Origin of the sequence: Nocardiopsis kunsanensis DSM 44524, assembly GCF_000340965.1 — a bacterium.
Classification (GTDB): domain Bacteria; phylum Actinomycetota; class Actinomycetes; order Streptosporangiales; family Streptosporangiaceae; genus Nocardiopsis; species Nocardiopsis kunsanensis.
Map to the genome: position 1 here is coordinate 169,464 of NZ_ANAY01000003.1, position 17,495 is coordinate 186,958.

At 69.8% G+C, this 17,495-nt stretch carries 7 protein-coding genes; all 7 read left to right on the forward strand.

Annotation, left to right across the window (positions count from 1 at the left end):
- The first annotated feature begins 236 nt into the window (after window positions 1-236).
- From drmD to D456_RS0103490, 7 genes are read left to right on the forward strand one after another with little or no spacing between them, the layout of a single operon-like run.
- Window positions 237-3,380 carry a DISARM system SNF2-like helicase DrmD gene (gene drmD, locus D456_RS0103460; RefSeq protein WP_017574760.1) on the forward strand — a complete coding sequence of 1,048 codons (3,144 nt, stop codon included), beginning with the start codon at window positions 237-239 and terminating at the stop codon, window positions 3,378-3,380.
- Window positions 3,377-7,462: an Eco57I restriction-modification methylase domain-containing protein gene (locus D456_RS0103465; RefSeq protein ID WP_017574761.1), complete on the forward strand. Its 4,086-nt coding sequence runs from the start codon at window positions 3,377-3,379 to the stop codon at window positions 7,460-7,462. Before drmD ends, D456_RS0103465 begins: the two co-directional genes overlap by 4 nt.
- Window positions 7,462-11,361, forward strand: a complete 3,900-nt coding sequence (drmA, locus tag D456_RS0103470; RefSeq protein ID WP_017574762.1) for a DISARM system helicase DrmA — start codon at window positions 7,462-7,464, stop codon at window positions 11,359-11,361. The genes D456_RS0103465 and drmA overlap by 1 nt, the downstream gene beginning before the upstream one ends.
- Complete coding sequence (gene drmB / locus D456_RS0103475) at window positions 11,358-13,262, forward strand: DUF1998 domain-containing protein (RefSeq protein WP_017574763.1); 1,905 nt, start codon at window positions 11,358-11,360, stop codon at window positions 13,260-13,262. Before drmA ends, drmB begins: the two co-directional genes overlap by 4 nt.
- Window positions 13,259-14,041 (forward strand): DISARM system phospholipase D-like protein DrmC, encoded by a 783-nt coding sequence (drmC, locus tag D456_RS0103480; protein ID WP_017574764.1) that lies wholly within the window; start codon window positions 13,259-13,261, stop codon window positions 14,039-14,041. Before drmB ends, drmC begins: the two co-directional genes overlap by 4 nt.
- Window positions 14,034-15,878 (forward strand): N-6 DNA methylase, encoded by a 1,845-nt coding sequence (locus D456_RS0103485; protein ID WP_026115533.1) that lies wholly within the window; start codon window positions 14,034-14,036, stop codon window positions 15,876-15,878. Before drmC ends, D456_RS0103485 begins: the two co-directional genes overlap by 8 nt.
- Window positions 15,875-17,437 (forward strand): serine/threonine-protein kinase, encoded by a 1,563-nt coding sequence (locus D456_RS0103490; RefSeq protein WP_017574766.1) that lies wholly within the window; start codon window positions 15,875-15,877, stop codon window positions 17,435-17,437. The genes D456_RS0103485 and D456_RS0103490 overlap by 4 nt, the downstream gene beginning before the upstream one ends.
- The last annotated feature ends 58 nt before the right edge of the window (window positions 17,438-17,495 follow it).

The window sequence follows — 17,495 nt, forward strand, 5'->3', positions numbered from 1 at the left end:
TGCTGGACCGGGTAAACCATCCGGGCCCGGGGCCCGTCCTGGTTCACAGACCCGACGGTGCCGGGCCCGGAAACACTGTAACCCTGTTGCCTGTGAACCGGATTAACAATAGAGTCTCGATGGACGGCGGATCATCGGGACCCTTGACGTGATCCGTCCCCCCAGCGAGCACCGTGCACCATCCCCCTGCACGGCGCCCCTGCCCTCCCTCCGAACAGGCACGAGGTAGCCCCACCATGTCAACGACCACCGACGGCCTGACCGCAGGCACCCTGGTCCAGGTACGCAGACAGAAATGGGTGGTCAGCGCGGTCGACCCCAGCGACGACGGCGCCACCCTGGTGAGCCTGCAGAGCGTCGAGGAGGGCCGTTACGGCCAGACTCTCGACGTGTTGTGGGAGATCGAACCGGGCCGCCGGATCCTGCCCAAGGGCGCCCTCCCGGAGATCACCACTGACGGGCGCGACGCCCCCGGACAGCTCGCCGCTTTCCTGGACGCCGTGCGCTGGTCGGCGGTCACCTCCGCGGACGTGCGCAACCTCCAGGCGCCCTTCCGGTCCGGTGTGGCGATCGAGGATTACCAGCTGGAGCCGGTCTCCCGCGCGGTCGGGGCGCCCCGCGTGAACCTGCTGCTGGCCGACGACGTCGGGCTCGGCAAGACCATCGAGGCCGGCCTGGTCGCGCAGGAGCTGCTGCTGCGCAACCGCACCCAGCGCATCATGATCGTGTGCCCGGCCGGGCTGACGGTGAAGTGGAAGGACGAGATGGCCGAGAAGTTCGGCCTGGACTTCACCGTGGTCAACTCCGAGACCGCCGCCCAGGTGCGGCGCGAGTACGGCAGCGCCGCCAACCCCTTCAAGGTGTATCCGCAGACCATCGTGAGCCTGCCCTGGCTGCGCGGGGCCAAGGCCCAGCGGCTGATGGACGAGGTGCTGCCCGCCGAGGGCCCCGGCTATCCGCGCACCTTCGACCTGCTCATCCTGGACGAGGCCCACCACGTGGCCCCGGCCGCTCCCCAGCAGGTGTACGCGGTCGACTCCCAGCAGACCAAGCTGATGCGCCGGCTCGCCCCGCACTTCACCCACCGGCTGTTCCTGTCGGCGACCCCGCACAACGGCTACCAGCAGTCCTTCACCGCCTTGTTGGAACTCCTGGACGACCAGCGCTTCGCCCGCGGGGTGCCGCCCTCGCCCACTGCGGTGGAGGAGACCGTGGTGCGCCGTCTCAAGAGCCAGATCACCGACGCCGAAGGGAAACCGGTCTTCCGCGGGCGCAACGCCCGAGCGATCCCGGTCGCCTATCCCGAAAGCGAGCGGGAGATCCACTCGCTGCTCAAGGACTTCGCCGAGCTGCGCCGCACCAAGCTCACCGCCGACAAGGGCAGGCGCGCCACCGATCTGGTCACCCTGCTGCTGAAGAAACGCCTGTTCTCCAGCCCGGCCGCCTTCGGCCACACCGTCTCCGTCTACCGGGAGACCCTGCGTTCCAAGCAGGACCCGCTGCCCTTCGACGAGGCCGACGAGGACTGGATCGACGACTGGTGGGAGGAGACGGCCGCCTACGACGACGAAGAACTCGCCGAGGCCGAGGACGAGGCCCTGGACCGCAGCGGCCCCCTGCAGCCGCAGACCGACGAGACCGAAACCTCGCTGCTGGAACGGATGGACCGGTGGGCCCGCACACACGAGGCCCAGCCCGACGCCAAGGCCACCGAGCTCATCAAGGAGCTCGAGGCGGTCTGCAAGCCCGACGGTGAGCACTGGACCAACGAGCGGGTGGTGGTCTTCACCGAGTACCGCGACACCCAGGCCTGGTTGGAGAACCTGCTGCGCCAGGAGGGCCTGACCGGGGACGGCCGAACCGCGCTGCTCAACGGCACGATGAGCACCGACGAGCGCGAAGCCCTGCGGTTGGCCTTCCAGAAGCACCCCTCCGAGCACAAGGTACGGATCCTCCTGGCCACCGACGCCGCCAGCGAGGGCATCGACCTGCAGCGGCACTGCCACCGGCTCATCAACTACGACATCCCCTTCAACCCCAACAAACTGGAGCAGCGCATCGGCCGCATCGACCGGTACGGCCAGACCGAGGAGCCCCAGATCCGGCACTTCGTCGGCACCGGCTGGGAGGAGGCCGTCGACTCCTACGAGGCCGACCTGGAGTTCCTGTCCCGGGTGGCCACCAAGGTCGCCCGCATGGAGGAGGACCTGGGCTCCATCAACGCGGTGATGTCCGACGCCGTGCAACGCCGCATGCTGGGCGCACGCACCGACCTGGACGCCGAGACCGCCCGGGCCGGCGCCAAGGACACCATCGCCTCAGAGGGCGACATCGGCGAGCAGGTGCGCCGACTGCGCCGCCGCCTGGACGAGACGGTGGAGCACCTGGCCCTCACCCCCGACCGCATCAAGCGGGTCGTGGACACCGCCCTGGACCTGGCCAACCAGCCCGCGCTACGCACCCACCTGGACGAGAAGGAGGCCGCCGAGGGCCTCTACGACGTGCCCGTACTGTCCGACTCCTGGGTGCGGGCCTCGGCCGGACTCACCGAGAAACTCCCCGAGAAGACCGGCCACGACACCGTCCCGCGCCGGCTACCGGTCACCTTCGACCCCCGGGCCGCCAAGGGCCGCGACGACGTGGTGCTGGCCCACCTGAACCACCCGCTGGTGTCGATGTCCACCGGGCTGCTGCGCGCGGCCGTGTCCAACGACGACCTCGGGTTGAGCCGGGTCACCGCGGTGGTCAGCGACGACCCGGATCTGGAAGAGGTCCTGGTGGGCGCCTACACCCGGTTCGTGCTGGTGGGCGCGGACGGGCTGCGCCTGCACGAGGAGGTCCTGCACGCCGGCGGTTGGCTGCCCGAGAACGGCCGGTTCCGCCGACTGGAGAACCTGACCACCTTGGGTAACATCCTCAATCGTGCGCTGGACGGCGGGACGGCCCTCTCGGACGCGGTGTGGGCCCGGGTGCGGGGCCGTTGGGACCGTGCGGGCGGCCGCGCGGGCCTGGAGCGGGCCATCGAGTGGCGGGCCGACACCCGCGCCGAGGCGTTGGAGAACCGCCTGCGTCAGCGCGAGGAGAACGAACGTAAGCGCGTGACCTCGGTGCTGGACCAGTTCGCCGCCACCCTCCGGGGTGAGCTGGACAAGGGCGATGACGAGAACGCCCTGTTCAGCGAAGCCGACATCACCAAGACCAAGGAAGAGCGCGAGCAGTACCGCAAGGACCGGGAGAACTGGAAACACCGGCTTCAGTCACTGGCCACCGAACGCGACCGGGAGCTGTCGGCCATCACCGAACGCTACGCCGATCCGGTTGCGCACCGTTTCCCCGTCGCCGTCGTTTTCGTGGTCCCGCGCAAGGAGGCCGTCCGATGAGCAACCCCCAGTACCGTTCGGGGCGTGACAGCGCCGAACAGCACCGCAACTGGCTGGACCTGGTCGAGATCGACGGCCCGTTCCTGACCCTGCCCGTCCTGTTGGAGGAGTGGCCCAACGGCTTCGAGCCGCTGGAGAAGGAAGAGCGGGCCCAGCTGCGGCGCGAGCACTCCCGGTGGCAGCGTGATGTGGCCGCCGGGCAGCAGGACTGGGTGCGCTACGTACTCGGCCGAATGCTCGGCTGGCAGGAGACCCTGCGCACCGAGGGCCTGGAGCCGCTGGCCATGGAGGTGGCCGAGCACGACACCAGTGTGACACCCGCTTTTGCACTGACCACCCCGGACGCGGCCGCCGACGTCGACGCACAAGGCGAAGCCGGCGAGGTCAAGGCCGACAGTGTGCGCCTGCTCGGGTTGGTGCTCGAGCCCGGCCAGGTCCCGACCGCGCGGGTGCGCGGTGAGTCCTGGTCGGCCTCCCCCGTGGACCGGCTGGCCAAGCTGTGCCGCCACCACGGGGTGGAGCTGGGCCTGGCCACCGACGGGCGCTGGTGGGTGCTGGTGTGGGCCCCGCGCGGCGGGGTGACCACCACGGTGGTCTTCGACGCCGTGCTCTGGCCGGACACCGCCGAACGCGACGTGCTCCACGCCTTCCACTCCCTGCTCAACCGCACCCGCTTCTTCGGGGTGCCCGCCGAGGAGACCCTGGTCCGGATGCTGTCCCGGAGCATGGATTCGCAGGAGGAGGTCACCGAGGCGCTGGGCGTGCAGGTCCGCCAGGCGGTGGAACTGCTGGTCGCCGCGATCGGACGGGCCGACACCCGCGCCCGGGGCCGGGGTGAGGACGGGCTGGCCCACATCGACGCCCACGAGGTGTACCGGGGTGCGGTCTCGGTGATGATGCGGGTGGTATTCCTGCTCTTCGCCGAGGAACGCGGCCTGCTGCCCTCCGACAACGACCTGTACGCCCGCGCCTACTCGGCCGGGCGGCTCTACGACGAGCTCCAGGCCCGGGTGCGGGAGAGCACCGAGGACGACCTGGAGAACACCAGCGAGGGCTGGCACCGGCTCCTGGCCCTGTTCCACGCGGTCTACCACGGGGTGGAACACCCCCGTCTGGCCATGCACGCCCACGACGGCTCGCTCTTCGACCCCGAGACCTTCCCCTGGCTGCCGCTGGACATCGACGACCGCACCGTGCTGCACATGCTCAAGTCGGTGCAGTACGTGCAGGTGGGGCGCGGGCGCAAGCGGGAGCCGCGCAAGCTGTCCTTCCGTGCGCTGGACGTGGAACAGATCGGCTACGTGTACGAGGGTCTGCTGTCCTTCGACGGTTTCCGTGCGGGCGAGCTCGTGGTCGGGCTCGTCGGCAAGGAGGGCGCGGAGGAGGAGGTGGCCCTGCGCGAGCTGGAGGAGCTGGCCGCCCGGCACACCGACCTCGAGGAGCTGGCCAAGGAACTGTCGGCCACCTACAAGGCCTCCGGGATCGGCACCCCGAAGAAGCTGGCCAAGGTCCTCGCGCCCATGTCCGGTGAGGAGAAGGAAGAGGCCCGCAACAAGCTGCGCGGTGTGGTCCCGCGTGGGGAGTTCGAGGTGGCCGAGCGGCTGCTGCCGTTCTACCGGCTCATCCGCACCGACCTGCGCGGCCTGCCGATGCTGGTGCGGGCCGGCGAGCTGTATGTGACCGAGTCGTCGCTGCGCAAGAACACCGGCACGCACTACACCCCGAGGTTCCTGGCCGAGGAGGTCGTGGAAGGCGCGCTGGAGCCGCTGGTGTACGAGCCGGGGCCGTTGCAGACCGCCGAGACCGGCGAGTGGAAGCTCAAGAGCAGCCGTCAGATCCTGGACCTCAAGGTCGCCGACATCGCGATGGGTTCGGCGGCGTTCCTGGTCGCGGCGGCGCGTTACCTGGGCGACCGGCTGATCGAGGCCTGGACCACCGAGGGCGATGCCCGGGTCGAGGGGTACGAGAGCGCGGGCGCGGGACTGCGCGAGGACGACGACCCGGTCGTGATCGAGGCGCGCAGGCAGGTCATCGAGAACTGCCTTTACGGCGTAGATGTCAACCCGATGGCCGTGGAGATGGCCAAGCTCTCGCTCTGGCTGGTGTCGATGGACCCGCAGCGGCCGTTCACCTTCCTCGACGACCGGTTGGCACCCGGCGACTCACTGCTGGGGATCACCTCCCTGGAGCAGATCGAGTACATGCACATGGACCCGAAGAAGGGCCGCGAGCTGCACGGGGAAGACAACGCGCTCTTCGACTTCACGGCAGGCATCCGAGGTTTGGTGAGCCGGGTCGCGGAGAACCGGCGCGAGCTCACCGGGATCGACGGCACCACCTTGGAGGGCCTGAACCGCAAGCGCGCGGTGCTCGGTAATGCCGAGCTGGAAACCGGACGGCTGAAGCTGCTGGCCGACCTGACCGTGGGTGCTGCGCTCGCGAACGCGAGCCGGGGCGAGCGGGGGCTGAACCAGGGCTCGTCGGAGGCTGTGGAGCTGGCCGGGAACCTGGACAACGATGAGGCCGAGGCCCGGTTGAGGACCAAGGAGTGGCTGGACACCGACCGCCCGGACGGCGCATTCGAGCGAAGGCCATTGCACTGGCCACTGGTGTTCCCCGAGGTGTTCGAGAAGGGTGGGTTCGATGCAGTGATCGGGAATCCGCCGTTTCTCGGGGGACAGAAGATCACTGGAAGCATGGGCCCTGCGTACCGAGAGTACTTGGTTCACAATATCGGGTTCGGCGTTCGCGGTAGCGCCGACTTGGTCGCATACTTCGTTCTCTTGGCTCATCACACTCTCAACAAACAAGGCCAGACTGGCCTCATCGCAACGAATACACTCGCCCAAGGCGACACGCGGGAAGTTGGCCTCGACCAAATCGTAGCCAGAAATATAACGATCCGCCAGGCCGTGAAAAGCGAGCCTTGGCCATCGAAAAGCGCGGCACTAGAATACTGCGCAGTATGGACCAGCCGATCACCACTAAAAAAGTACGCGCGAGTAACTGTTGAAGGCACAGAAACACCGGGAATCACAAGTGCACTAGAAATACAATCCCGCGCAACAGGGAATCCAAATCACCTTTACAGCAACCATCAGGTGTGCTTCCAGGGAAGTAATATCCTTGGCCTAGGATTTACCATGGAACCAGAGCAGGCCCATGATCTTATATCCAAGGACTCGCGGAACTCTGACGTACTTTTCCCCTACCTCAATGGCCAGGACCTCAATAGTGACCCTGCCACGTCTGCCCCCAGGTGGGTAATCAACTTTCATGACTGGCCAGAAGAAAAGGCCAAAAAATACGAACTCTGTTACCAACAAGTCCGCCATCTAGTAAAACCAGAGCGAGACCGAAATAATAATAAACAACGCAGGGAAATATGGTGGAGATTCACAAGGCCAGCACTGGATCTTTATCGAAACATCAATGGGCTGGACCGTGTTATTGTAATCGCACAGACTAGCAATACAGCCATGCCAGCACTGGTACCTACTGGTCAAGTTTTCTCGCACATGCTGGTAGTGTTCGCATCACGCGAATTTTCCACCCTATCCATATTGTCCAGCTCACCACACTACTGGTGGGCAAAGAAGTATGGATCAAAAATGAAGGCAGATTTTCGGTACATTCCTTCCGATGTCTTCCAGAATTTCCCACTTCCAGACCCAACTAAGGAACTCCGCGACCTCGGCGACCGCCTCGACACCTACCGCCGTGACGTGATGCTCTCCCGCGACACCGGGCTCACCAAGACCTACAACTTGGTCTTCGACCCCGAGTGCACCGACCCGGACATCGAGGAGCTGCGCGCCATCCACCGCGCCATCGACGAGGCCACCATCCGTGCCTACGGCTGGGAAGAACGCATCGAGGCCGTCGGCGGGCTCGACCACGGGTTCCACAAGGTCGGCCGCGAGACCCGCTACACCATCGGCCCCGCCGCGCAGCGCGAGGTCCTCGACAGCCTGCTCGAACTGAACCACGAGCGCTACGCCGAAGAGGTCGAGCAGGGCCTGCACGACAAGAAGAAGGGCAAGCGCAAGGCTGCCGGCCCCCAGGAAGGGACGCTCTTCTGATGCCTGACAACCCCCTCTTCGACAACCCCAACGGGGAACAGACCTCCCTCGACACCTCCGGCGCGGCCTCCCCCGAACCCGCCGCCAAGGCCTCCGACAAGAAACCCACCCGCGACGAGCTCCGCGCCCGCCACCGGGCCGAGCTCATCGCTTCCCTGGACGAGCCCCAGCACTTCGAGGACGCCTCCTCCTTCCAGGTGCGGGGCGAGTTCCAGGGGCTCATCGAACGGGACCTCCTCGGCCCGTGGGAGGGCGAGACCGAAGAGCTCCCGCCCCATTCGGCCGGCCCCCGTGAGCGCTACCTGGTCGGCATGCTCGGCCCGCGCCACCAGCCGCCCGCCTTCTCCCGGGAAGCCGCCGACGAGGTCATGGACACCGAGAACGGGGCCGCCGGCGACGCCCGGGGCGAGAACGCCGGTGAGCTCCCCGAGGTCGTCACCTCCCAGAACCTGGGCCACCTGTGGGCCTCCACCATGGGGATGGCCTTCTCCGTGCCCGAGGACGTGGACGTGGTCCACGTGACCGCGTCCTGGGGCCAGTACGACAAGGTCAGCAGCCTGACCGAGGACGGCAAGCAGACCTCGGTGTGGTCCCGCTCGCCGAAGGAGATCGCCCGGGAGATCCGGCTCGACGGTGACACCGACTTCAAGGAGGGGCTCACCGACGAGGACCCCACGGCCCCCTCGGTGTACCTGAACGTCACCGTGCGCCCCCGCGACGGCCGTCGCACGGTCGAGGTCAACCTGGTCAACAACCGCGAGCCGGTCACCCCCAACGGCGACACCCGCTGGCTGTTCCAGGCCCAGCTCTCGGTCACCGCGATGGACGGCCGCTCCCCCGTCTTCCTTCCCGTCGACGACCCGATGGAGGACACCGCCCCGGTCACCGACGACTACGAGGACCTGCACCTGCGGCTGCTCTACCGCGACCAGCTCAAGTACGCCGACGGGCGCAACATCGCCGTGGACGCCGAGGCCGCCCCCGGTGCGCGCCGGGCCCACCGCCTGACCACCACGTGGCTGCCCCACCACGACGTGCCCGCCACCACCGCGGACGTGGCCGAGGGATCCGCGCTGGCGGGGACCGAACTGTCCATGGACGCCCTGGCCGCGGCCGAACCGTCCGTGTTGCGCGGCGGCCTGGCCCCGCTCGCCGAGGGCTACAGCTCCTGGCTGGCCGAGCGTGAGGCGGGCATCGCGCACCTGCCCGAGGCGCTGCGCGAGACCGCACGGACCAACGTGTTCAGGGCCAAGCAGGCCGCCGGACGCATCCGGGCCGGCATCGAGCTGCTCAGCGACCCCGAACACCCCCGGCACGGGGAGGCGTTGAAGGCCTTCCGGTTCGCCAACCGGGCCATGGCCGACCAGCGCCGGCACACCCAGATCACGCAGTTGCGGGAGAACTCCGAGACCTCCTACCCCGAGGCCGAGCGCGAGGTGCGCGGGCGCGGGGCCAAGGCCGCCTCCTGGCGTCCCTTCCAGTTGGCGTTCGTGCTGCTGAACCTGCCCTCGATCACCGACCCCGACCACGACGAGCGGACCGCGGACGTCTCGGGCACCGTGGACCTGCTGTTCTTCCCCACCGGTGGCGGTAAGACCGAGGCCTACCTGGGGCTCACCGCCTACACCTTCGCGATCCGGCGCCTGCAGGGGATCGTCGGCGCGGGTGAGGAGGCCCGCAGCGGCCTGGCCGGGGTGGCGGTGCTGATGCGCTACACCCTGCGGTTGCTCACCGCCCAGCAGTTCCAGCGGGCCGCAGCCCTGGTGTGCGCGACCGAGATGGTGCGCCGCGAGGACCCTGCTACCTGGGGTGAGGAGCCGTTCCGTATCGGCCTGTGGGTCGGCGGCGGGGTCTCCCCCAACTGGTTCGACGAGGCCGAGAAGCAGATCAGCGAGGCCCGGGAGGCGGGCCGGGGCGAGCGCGCCAACGTGCTGCAGACGCTGACCTGCCCGTGGTGCGGGACCGTGCTCAAGGCCCACCAGAACCTGCAGGCGCGTCCGGAGGACCGCCGGGTGCTGCTGCACTGCGCCAACGCCGAAGGTTCCGACGCCTGCCCGTTCTCCCGGACGGTCTCGGCCGAGGGCCTGCCGATCCTGACGGTGGACGAGGAGATCTACCGGTACGTTCCGAGCCTGGTCATCGCGACCGTGGACAAGCTCGCGCAGCTGCCCTGGCGCGGGTACGCGGGCATGCTGTTCGGCCGGGTCGGCCAGTACTGCCCCCGGCACGGGTACCGGCACAGCGACCTGGACGCCAGGACCGGTTGCGCCACCCGGCACAACGCCAAGGGCAAGCTACCGAAGGTGGAGAGCCGGCCGGTGCCGCGGCTGCGGCCGCCGGACCTGATCATCCAGGACGAGCTGCACCTGATCTCGGGGGCGCTGGGCACCACCGTGGGGTTGTTCGAGTCGGCCGTGGACGAGCTGACCTCCTGGACCACGCCGTCGGGCAAACGCACCGCACCGAAGATCGTGGCCTCCACCGCCACCACCAAACGCTCCGAGGAGCAGGTGCTGGGGGTGTTCGGCCGGGGCCTGCAGATCTTCCCGCCCCAGGTCACCGAAGTGACCGACACCTTCTTCTCCACGCAGGTGCCGGTGACCGAGGAGGACCCGGGACGCCGGTACATGGGGGTGTGCGCGCACGGGGTGCGGCTGAAGTCCGCCGAGATCCGGTTGGCGGAGATCCTCATGCTGGCCGGCCAGCAGATGTTCGACACCTACGGCGAGCCCGCCGACCCGTACATGACCATGGTCGGCTACTTCAACGCCACCCGTGAGCTGGCGGGCATGCGCCGGTACATGGACGACGACATCACCGTGCGGGTGCGCAAACACGCCCGGAGCAAGGGGCTGGCCGAGCGGCTCAGCGGGACCGGCATGTTCACCGTGCAGGAGCTGACCTCACGCATCTCCTCGGCCGACATCAGCGAGGTCCTGCGGGACCTGGAGCAGGGCTTCGACCCCGAGATCGACACCTCACAGCGCCGCAAGGCCACCGGTGCGCAGATGAGCGCCTACATCCAGGCCTCGGGCCGTTCCTCGGCCGACCAAGTGGTCCTGCACCCGGCCACGGCGCGGCGGCGCGAACGCCAGGACCCGGTGGATGCGGTGCTGGCCACGTCCATGCTGCAGGTGGGTGTGGACGTGTCCCGGTTCGGTCTGATGGTGGTCACCGGCCAGCCCAAGAACACCGCCGAGTACATCCAGGCGTCCTCGCGGGTGGGCCGGGATCCCCGCCGCCCCGGTCTGGTGCTGACGCTGTACAACTGGACCCGCCCGCGCGACCTGGCCCACTACGAGGACTTCGCCTACTACCACGCCACCTTCTACCGGCAGGTGGAGGCGCTCAGCGTCACCCCCTTCACGCGGCGTTCCCTGGACCGGAGCACCGCGGCGATGTTCGTGGCGGCGGTGCGCAACGCGGTCCAGGGGCACTCCCACAACGCCGACGCCCACGACGTGGACCTGGACGGTCCCGAGGTCGAGGAGATCGTCGAGCGGATGCTGGAGCGGGCCGAGCGCGTGGACGGCCCGCGCGGCCGTGAGTACCTGGCCGAGCGGATCAAGGCGCTGGGCGATGTCTGGAAGAGCGGCAAGCAGGGCTCGACCCGGCTCGGGTACGAGCGCTCCACCGAGTCCAAGCAGCAGCTGCGCGGGCTGCTGAACAAACCCGGCGAGGGTCCGTGGTCGAGTACCACCGTCGGGATGTCCATGCGTGAGACCGAGAACGAGATCAACCTCCTGGTGCCCGGTGGCGGGGACCTGTTCGACATCTCCACGGAGACACCCCCGTGGTCGTTCGGCCCGCCCGGCCCGGCTGGGGACCGGAACGAGGAGGGCGACGAGATGGGTGACTCGGCCGTGCCCGGGTCCGTGAAGGGGAAGGGCCGTCGATGAGGGAGAGCAACTACCGGCGCCGGGTCGGTGCGGTCCGGCCCAGCCACCTGATGTTCACCAGCGGGGTGGGGGCCTTGGTGGACCTGCCCAACTTCGCGGTGCTGGTGCGCGGCCTGGACGATTGGAACTACACCCACGCCTACGGTTGGGAGCCCATCGAGGAGCCGCGCCTGTTGGAGGCGGTGCGCCGCAACAAACGCCACCGCAAGGTCGGTGAGCTGCGGCCCGCGCCGTGGACCGAGGGGTTGGAGCGCGATCCCGGCGGGGTGGCCTCCAAGGTGGGGGTGCCCACCCTGCCCTTCCCCGACTGGTTCCGGTGCACCATCTGCAACGAGCTGGGGCAGTTGGACTCGGACGCCTTCGCTTTCGAGAACGCGAACCCGCGCCGCCCGCACGAGGCCCGGTTCACGCACAACACCGGTGCCCACCGGGGGCGCAAACCCCTGGCGGTCGCGGCCCGGTTCGTGTTGGCCTGCGCCGAGGGGCATCTGGACGAGTTCCCCTACCGGCACTTCGTGCACCGGGGTGAGGCCTGCCCGAAGGCGAGCCATCCCCGGCTGCGGATGGACGACCGCGGCGGCAACATCGGCGCCAACGTGGAGTTGTCCTGCATCAGTTGCGGTGAGCGGCGCAACCTGCGGGAAGCCACCGGCGAGCGTGGGTTGGCGAACCTGCCGCGCTGCCGGGGCCGCCACCCGCACCTGCGCCGGTTCGAGGAGGGCGGGTGCGGCGAGCAGCCGCGGGTGTTGGTGCTGGGCGCCTCCAACCAGTGGTTCTCGGAGGTGCTGTCCGCGCTGGCGCTGCCCCGGGCGGAGTCCGGGAAGCTGGAGGAGCTGGTGGCGGAGTACTGGGAGATGTTGTCGGAGACCCCCAAGGACGGGTACCCGACCCTGCGCCGTTTCGCTCCCCCCATGCGCGACCACTTCCATGCCTGGGACGACGACACCGTGTATGCGGCGGTGGAGCGCCACCGTGCGTCTCTGAACGGCCGGGGCGAGAAGGAGGAGCCGCCGGCCGCCCCGGACCTGCGCACCGCCGAGTGGGAGGTGCTCTCGGCCGCCGAACCGCCGGAGGCCACCGACGACTTCGCGGTGCGGCGCGCGCCCGAAGGGGTGCCGGCCGAGCTGCGCGGGCACTTCAGCGACGTGCTGCAGGTGGAACGGTTGCGGGAGGTGCGGGCGCTGACCGGTTTCACCCGGTTGGACGCCCCCGACCCCGACGATCCCTCCCTGGTGGCCTCGGCGCCGCTGTCGAGACTGGATCCGGAGTGGTTGCCCGCCAGCGAGGTGCGCGGTGAGGGGATGTTCCTGCGCGTGCCCGAGGACCTGCTCCAGGCCTGGGAGAAGCGGGTGGAGGATTCCCACGAGATGGGGCTGCACCGGGAGGCGTACGCGACCTACCGGAGCAACCGCTATTCGCACCGGCTCCCCGGCGGGTTCGAGGCGATGAAGTACTGGCCGGGTGAGCGCTACATCGCCCTGCACACCCTCTCGCACCTGCTCATCCGCACCATCGCCCTGGACTGCGGCTACAACTCGGCCAGCCTGTCCGAACGCATCTACGCCGGCGGCGACGAGCAGGACCCGCGGGCCGGCATCCTCATCTACACCGCGGTCCCCGACGCCGAGGGCACCCTGGGCGGGTTGGTCTCCCAGGCCGAGCCGGACCGGCTGACACGTCTGGTGCGGCGGGCCCTGTCGGAGGCGATGCGGTGCTCCTCCGACCCCTTGTGCGCCGAACGGCTGCCCCAAGCGCAGGCCGACTTCCTGCACGGGGCGGCCTGCCACGTGTGCCTGTTCGTCTCCGAGACCACGTGCGAGCGCGGCAACCGGTTCCTGGACCGCAGGTTCGTGGTCCCTGTCGGCGGCCGGGACCTGGCCCTCTACCCTGAACCGTTGTGACGATCCCCGCTGACAGACCCCCGTTCGAAGAGGCCGCCGCCGCGGCCGCGCCCCGGTTGGGCGCGGCCGGGCTGCGGGCCGTGGCCACCCGCATGGCAGAAGGATGGCCCGACCAGGCCGTCCTGGGTGCGGTGCGTGACCGGGAGACGGTGGCGCCCGTACTCGCCGCGGCCGCGCAGGAGGAGATCGCCCCGGCCGAGGCCGCAGCGTACCTGCGCGGGCTGGCCGCAGGGCACAGCGCCGCCTCGGAGGCAGTGACGGTGGAGACGGTGTGGACCGGACCCAGTACCCACGCGGTCCCGGTGCGCGCCACCGCCCAGGTGTTGGTGGAGCTGGTCGAGAGCGCCGAGCACGAGTTGGTCCTGATGACGTACTCGGCCACCCGCCACCGGCGGGTCCGTGAGGCGTTGGGCGCCGCGGCCGGGCGCGGGGTCGCGGTGTCGGTGGTCGTGGAGACCGCGGCCGGGGCCCAGGGCACGCTCGGTGGGCGCGAACCGGGGGCGGCCTTCGCCGGCGTGGGCGGGCTGCGGCTGTGGCACTGGCCCGTGGAGGGCCGCCCGAACCGGTACGCGCGCAGCCACGCCAAGATCGCGGTGGCCGACCGCCGCTCGCTGCTGGTCTCCAGCGCCAATCTGACCCAGAGCGGGGTGGAGCGCAGCATCGAGGCGGGCCTGCTGGTGCGCGGAGGTGCGGTGCCGGTGCGTGTGGCCGAGCACGTCGCCGAGCTCCAGGCCCGGGGCGTGTTGGTGCCGCTTAAGGCGGGGGCGGGCGATGAGTGAGTCCCCGAAGGAGCAGGGCGTGGTGGGCTCGGCCGACATCGCCCGGTTGGCCGGGGTGCGCCGGCCGGCCGTGAGCAACTGGCGGCGGCGCTTCGACGACTTCCCGGCGCCGGTGGCCGGCTCGGCGGACCGGCCCTTGTTCGCGCTGCGGGAGGTCCAGGAGTGGTGCCGCGCGCACGGCAAGGATTTCGAGGACGACGAGTCGGAGCTGCTGTGGCAACGCGTCCGGGCCGAGGTGCCGGACCTGCGCAGGACCGCGTTCCTGGGCTGTGTCGGCCGGGTGCTGACCGGCAGGACCGCTGTCGAGGACGTGGCTGCTGAATGGCGGGAACTGGCCGAGCAGGTGCCATCGGCCCAGGATCCGCAGCAGGTGTACGAGACTCTGGTGCTGCACTGGGGTGCTGGGCGCAGCCGGTCCGAGATCTCCGCCGAGGTGGCTTCGTGGATGGCCGACCTGGCCATGGTCGAACCGGGTGAGCGGGTTCTGGACCCCGCGTGCGCGGGCGGGGGCCTGTTGGTGGCGGCTTCCCGGCTCGGGGCAGAGATCACCCTGGGCCAGGACCGGGACGCCGACGCGGTGGCCATCGCCGACGCCCGCCTGAGCGGCCGCTCGAGGCTGCACGTGACGGCGGCCGGGGACTCCTTGCTCTCCCCGGCTCCGGCGTTGTCCGCGGAGCCCGCCGACGTAGTGCTGTGCGACCCGCCCTACCGGGAACGCGACTGGGGCCACGAGGAGCTGGCCGAGGACCCCCGGTGGGTCCACGGGCTGCCGCCGCGGGGTGAGAGCGAACTGGCCTGGGTCCAGCACTGTCTGTCCCTCGTGCGGCCCGGCGGGCGTGTGGTCGTGCTGGTGCCGGCATCGGTGTCCTACCGCCCTGGTGGTCGGCGTGTGCGTGCCGGCCTGGTGCGTTCGGGGGCGTTGACCGCGGTCCTCGAGGTGCCCGGAGAGGGGAGCGAGTCCGGGCTCCACGTGTGGGTACTGACCCGCCCCGGGCAGGAAACGCCTCCGCGGCACCGTGTCCTGTTGGCGGACGCGGCCGACCGGGACACCTCCCTGCGCCTGTACCGGGCCTTCCTAGCCGGGACCCTGCCCGAGGAGGTATCAGGGGCCCTGGCGGTGGAGGCCGCCGACCTGGTCGACGACGAGGTGGATCTGCGGCCGGCCCGGCATCGTGCCGAGGTCTCCGGGGGCCGGGCGGAGGCGCATTACGTTCCCCTTCTGGAGGAGATGGATGCCGCTCTGGCCCAGGCGCGCACGCTGGTCCGGGAACTGGGGCTCGAGGGATGCCAGACCCCGATGACGACATTGGGGGCTCTGTCGGACGAGGGCGCCGTGGAGCTGCACCGGGCCCCGGTGGCCATGGACACCGGGGAGGGCGACCTTCCCGTCCTGACCGTCAGTGACCTGCGCAAGGGGCGTCCGGCCGGTGAACGGTGCCGCTGGTTGCCGGGGCTGGTGACCACGGTCGAGGGTGATGTGGTCGTGGCCGAGACCGTACGCGAGGCCCCGGTACGGGTCGTACACGAGGAGGGCATCGCCCTGGGGCCGCGGCTGGTGCTGCTGCGCGCGGTGCCCGGCCGGCTCGACCCGCGATTCCTGGCCCGGGCCGTGCGGCCCGAGACAGTGGCGGCGGGCCGCACCGCGTCGGGCCGCGCCGACCTGCGCGGGCTGCGGGTGCCGGCGCTGTCGCTGGAGGACCAGCACGAGTACGTACGGCGCTGGGAAGAGCTCCAGCAGCAGCGGGAGCTCTCGGAACGGATCGCGGAACTGGGTGCCCGTCTGACGGAGTTGGGGCACCGAGGACTGCAGGAGGGTGCATTGAGGGCGGAGCCATGACCGGGGTGAAGGGCCTCGTGCTGGAAGGACGTTACGAACTCGTCGGTGTTCCCATGGGCCGCGGCGGCATGGGCGAGGTCTACGAGGGGCGTGACAAGCGGTTGGAGCGGGAGGTGGCGGTCAAGTTCGTCCGTTTTCCTTCCGACGCCGACGACGGCGAGCGCCGGACCATGGTGCGGCGGTTCGTACGCGAGTCCCGGATCACCGCGGAGCTCCAGCACCCGGGAGTGCCCGCGATCTTCGACGCCGGAAGCGAGGACGGCCGCCCCTACCTGGTGATGCAGCGCATCCACGGGGTGAGCGTGGGCGATTTGATCTCCGAGCAGGAGCGGCTGTCGGTGGGATGGAGCGCCGGCATCGGCGCGCAGGTGTGTTCGGTACTGACCACCGCGCATCGGGCCTCCCTGGTGCACCGCGACCTCAAGCCCAGCAATCTGATGCTGGAGCCCAACGGAACGGTGAAGGTGCTGGACTTCGGGCTCGCTGCGGCCCTGGACCGCACCGACCTGTCGCAGATCACCCGTACCGGCCATGCTCCGGGCACCCCCGAGTACATGGCGCCGGAGCAGCTGATGACGGGGCTGGCCACGGCCCGCAGCGACCTGTACGCGCTGGGCTGCATCCTCTACGAGATGCTCACCGGGCAACGGCTGTTCAGCGCCGACACACCGTTCGCGGTGGCTTCCAAACAGGCCCGCGAGGTGCCCGCGCGGGTGCACGCCATCCGCCCGGACGTGCCCGAAGAGCTCTCGCTGCTGGTCGGTTCGTTGTTGGAGAAGCGCCCCGAGGACCGGCCGGCGGACGCGGTGCAGGTCTACGAAGGTCTGGTGGCCTTCGCCGAGGGGCTCGAACCCATCCCCGGTGTGCTGGACCCGCCGTCGGTGCCCAACCCGCACCGCATGTACGGGGCGGTGATGGCGCAGGGCTACGGCTCTTCCCCGGCCCCGGACCGTGCAACGGCGCCCGAGCCGGGTCCGGGCCCGGTGCCGGACAGGACAGGCCCCCTCCCAAAGCGCGAGGACATCGAACGGAGCCGCCGGGAGGCGGCCGAACTGGTCTCCTCCGCCCGTTACCGGCAGGCCTCCCACAAGTTGCACGAGGCCGTGGCGGAGGCGACGGCGGCGTTCGGCCGGACCGACCCCGAGGTGGTGGATCTACGGGTGGAATGGGCCGACGCCCTGTTCGAGGGCGGTGACTTCCGCCAGGCCGGGCCGTTGTACGCCCGGCTCGCCGACGACCTGGCGAAGGCTTCAGGCCGTGACCACAGTCTGGTGTTCCGGTGCCGGTTGCAGGACGCCACCTGTCGTGCGTTGGCCGGTGACAGCGCCGAGGCCCTGGAGTTGCTGACCGGGCTGTTGGCGGACGAGGTGGTGGTCTTCGGGGCCGAGGACCACCGGCCGTTGGAGCTGCGGCGGCAGATCGGGCTGTTGGAGCTCGGGGCGGGCCGGAAGGAAGAGGCCGGGCAGACCCTCGGGGCTCTGCGCGCCGACCTGGTCCGTCTGCACGGCGAGGGACATCCGGCCGTCACACAGGTCGACAGTCTGCTCAAGGACGTGTGAGGGCGTGGGGGCGAGCACTCGCTCACGCCCTCACAGCCCGGCTCCAGCGCAGCCCGGG

Excerpts from the sequence above, each read along its gene's own strand:
- D456_RS0103490 (WP_017574766.1), top strand. The coding sequence starts at position 15,875 with ATGACCGGGGTGAAGGGCCTCGTGCTGGAAGGACGTTACGAACTCGTC.
- drmD (WP_017574760.1), top strand. The coding sequence starts at position 237 with ATGTCAACGACCACCGACGGCCTGACCGCAGGCACCCTGGTCCAGGTA.
- D456_RS0103465 (WP_017574761.1), top strand. The coding sequence starts at position 3,377 with ATGAGCAACCCCCAGTACCGTTCGGGGCGTGACAGCGCCGAACAGCAC.
- D456_RS0103485 (WP_026115533.1), top strand. The coding sequence starts at position 14,034 with ATGAGTGAGTCCCCGAAGGAGCAGGGCGTGGTGGGCTCGGCCGACATC.
- drmA (WP_017574762.1), top strand. The coding sequence starts at position 7,462 with ATGCCTGACAACCCCCTCTTCGACAACCCCAACGGGGAACAGACCTCC.
- drmB (WP_017574763.1), top strand. The coding sequence starts at position 11,358 with ATGAGGGAGAGCAACTACCGGCGCCGGGTCGGTGCGGTCCGGCCCAGC.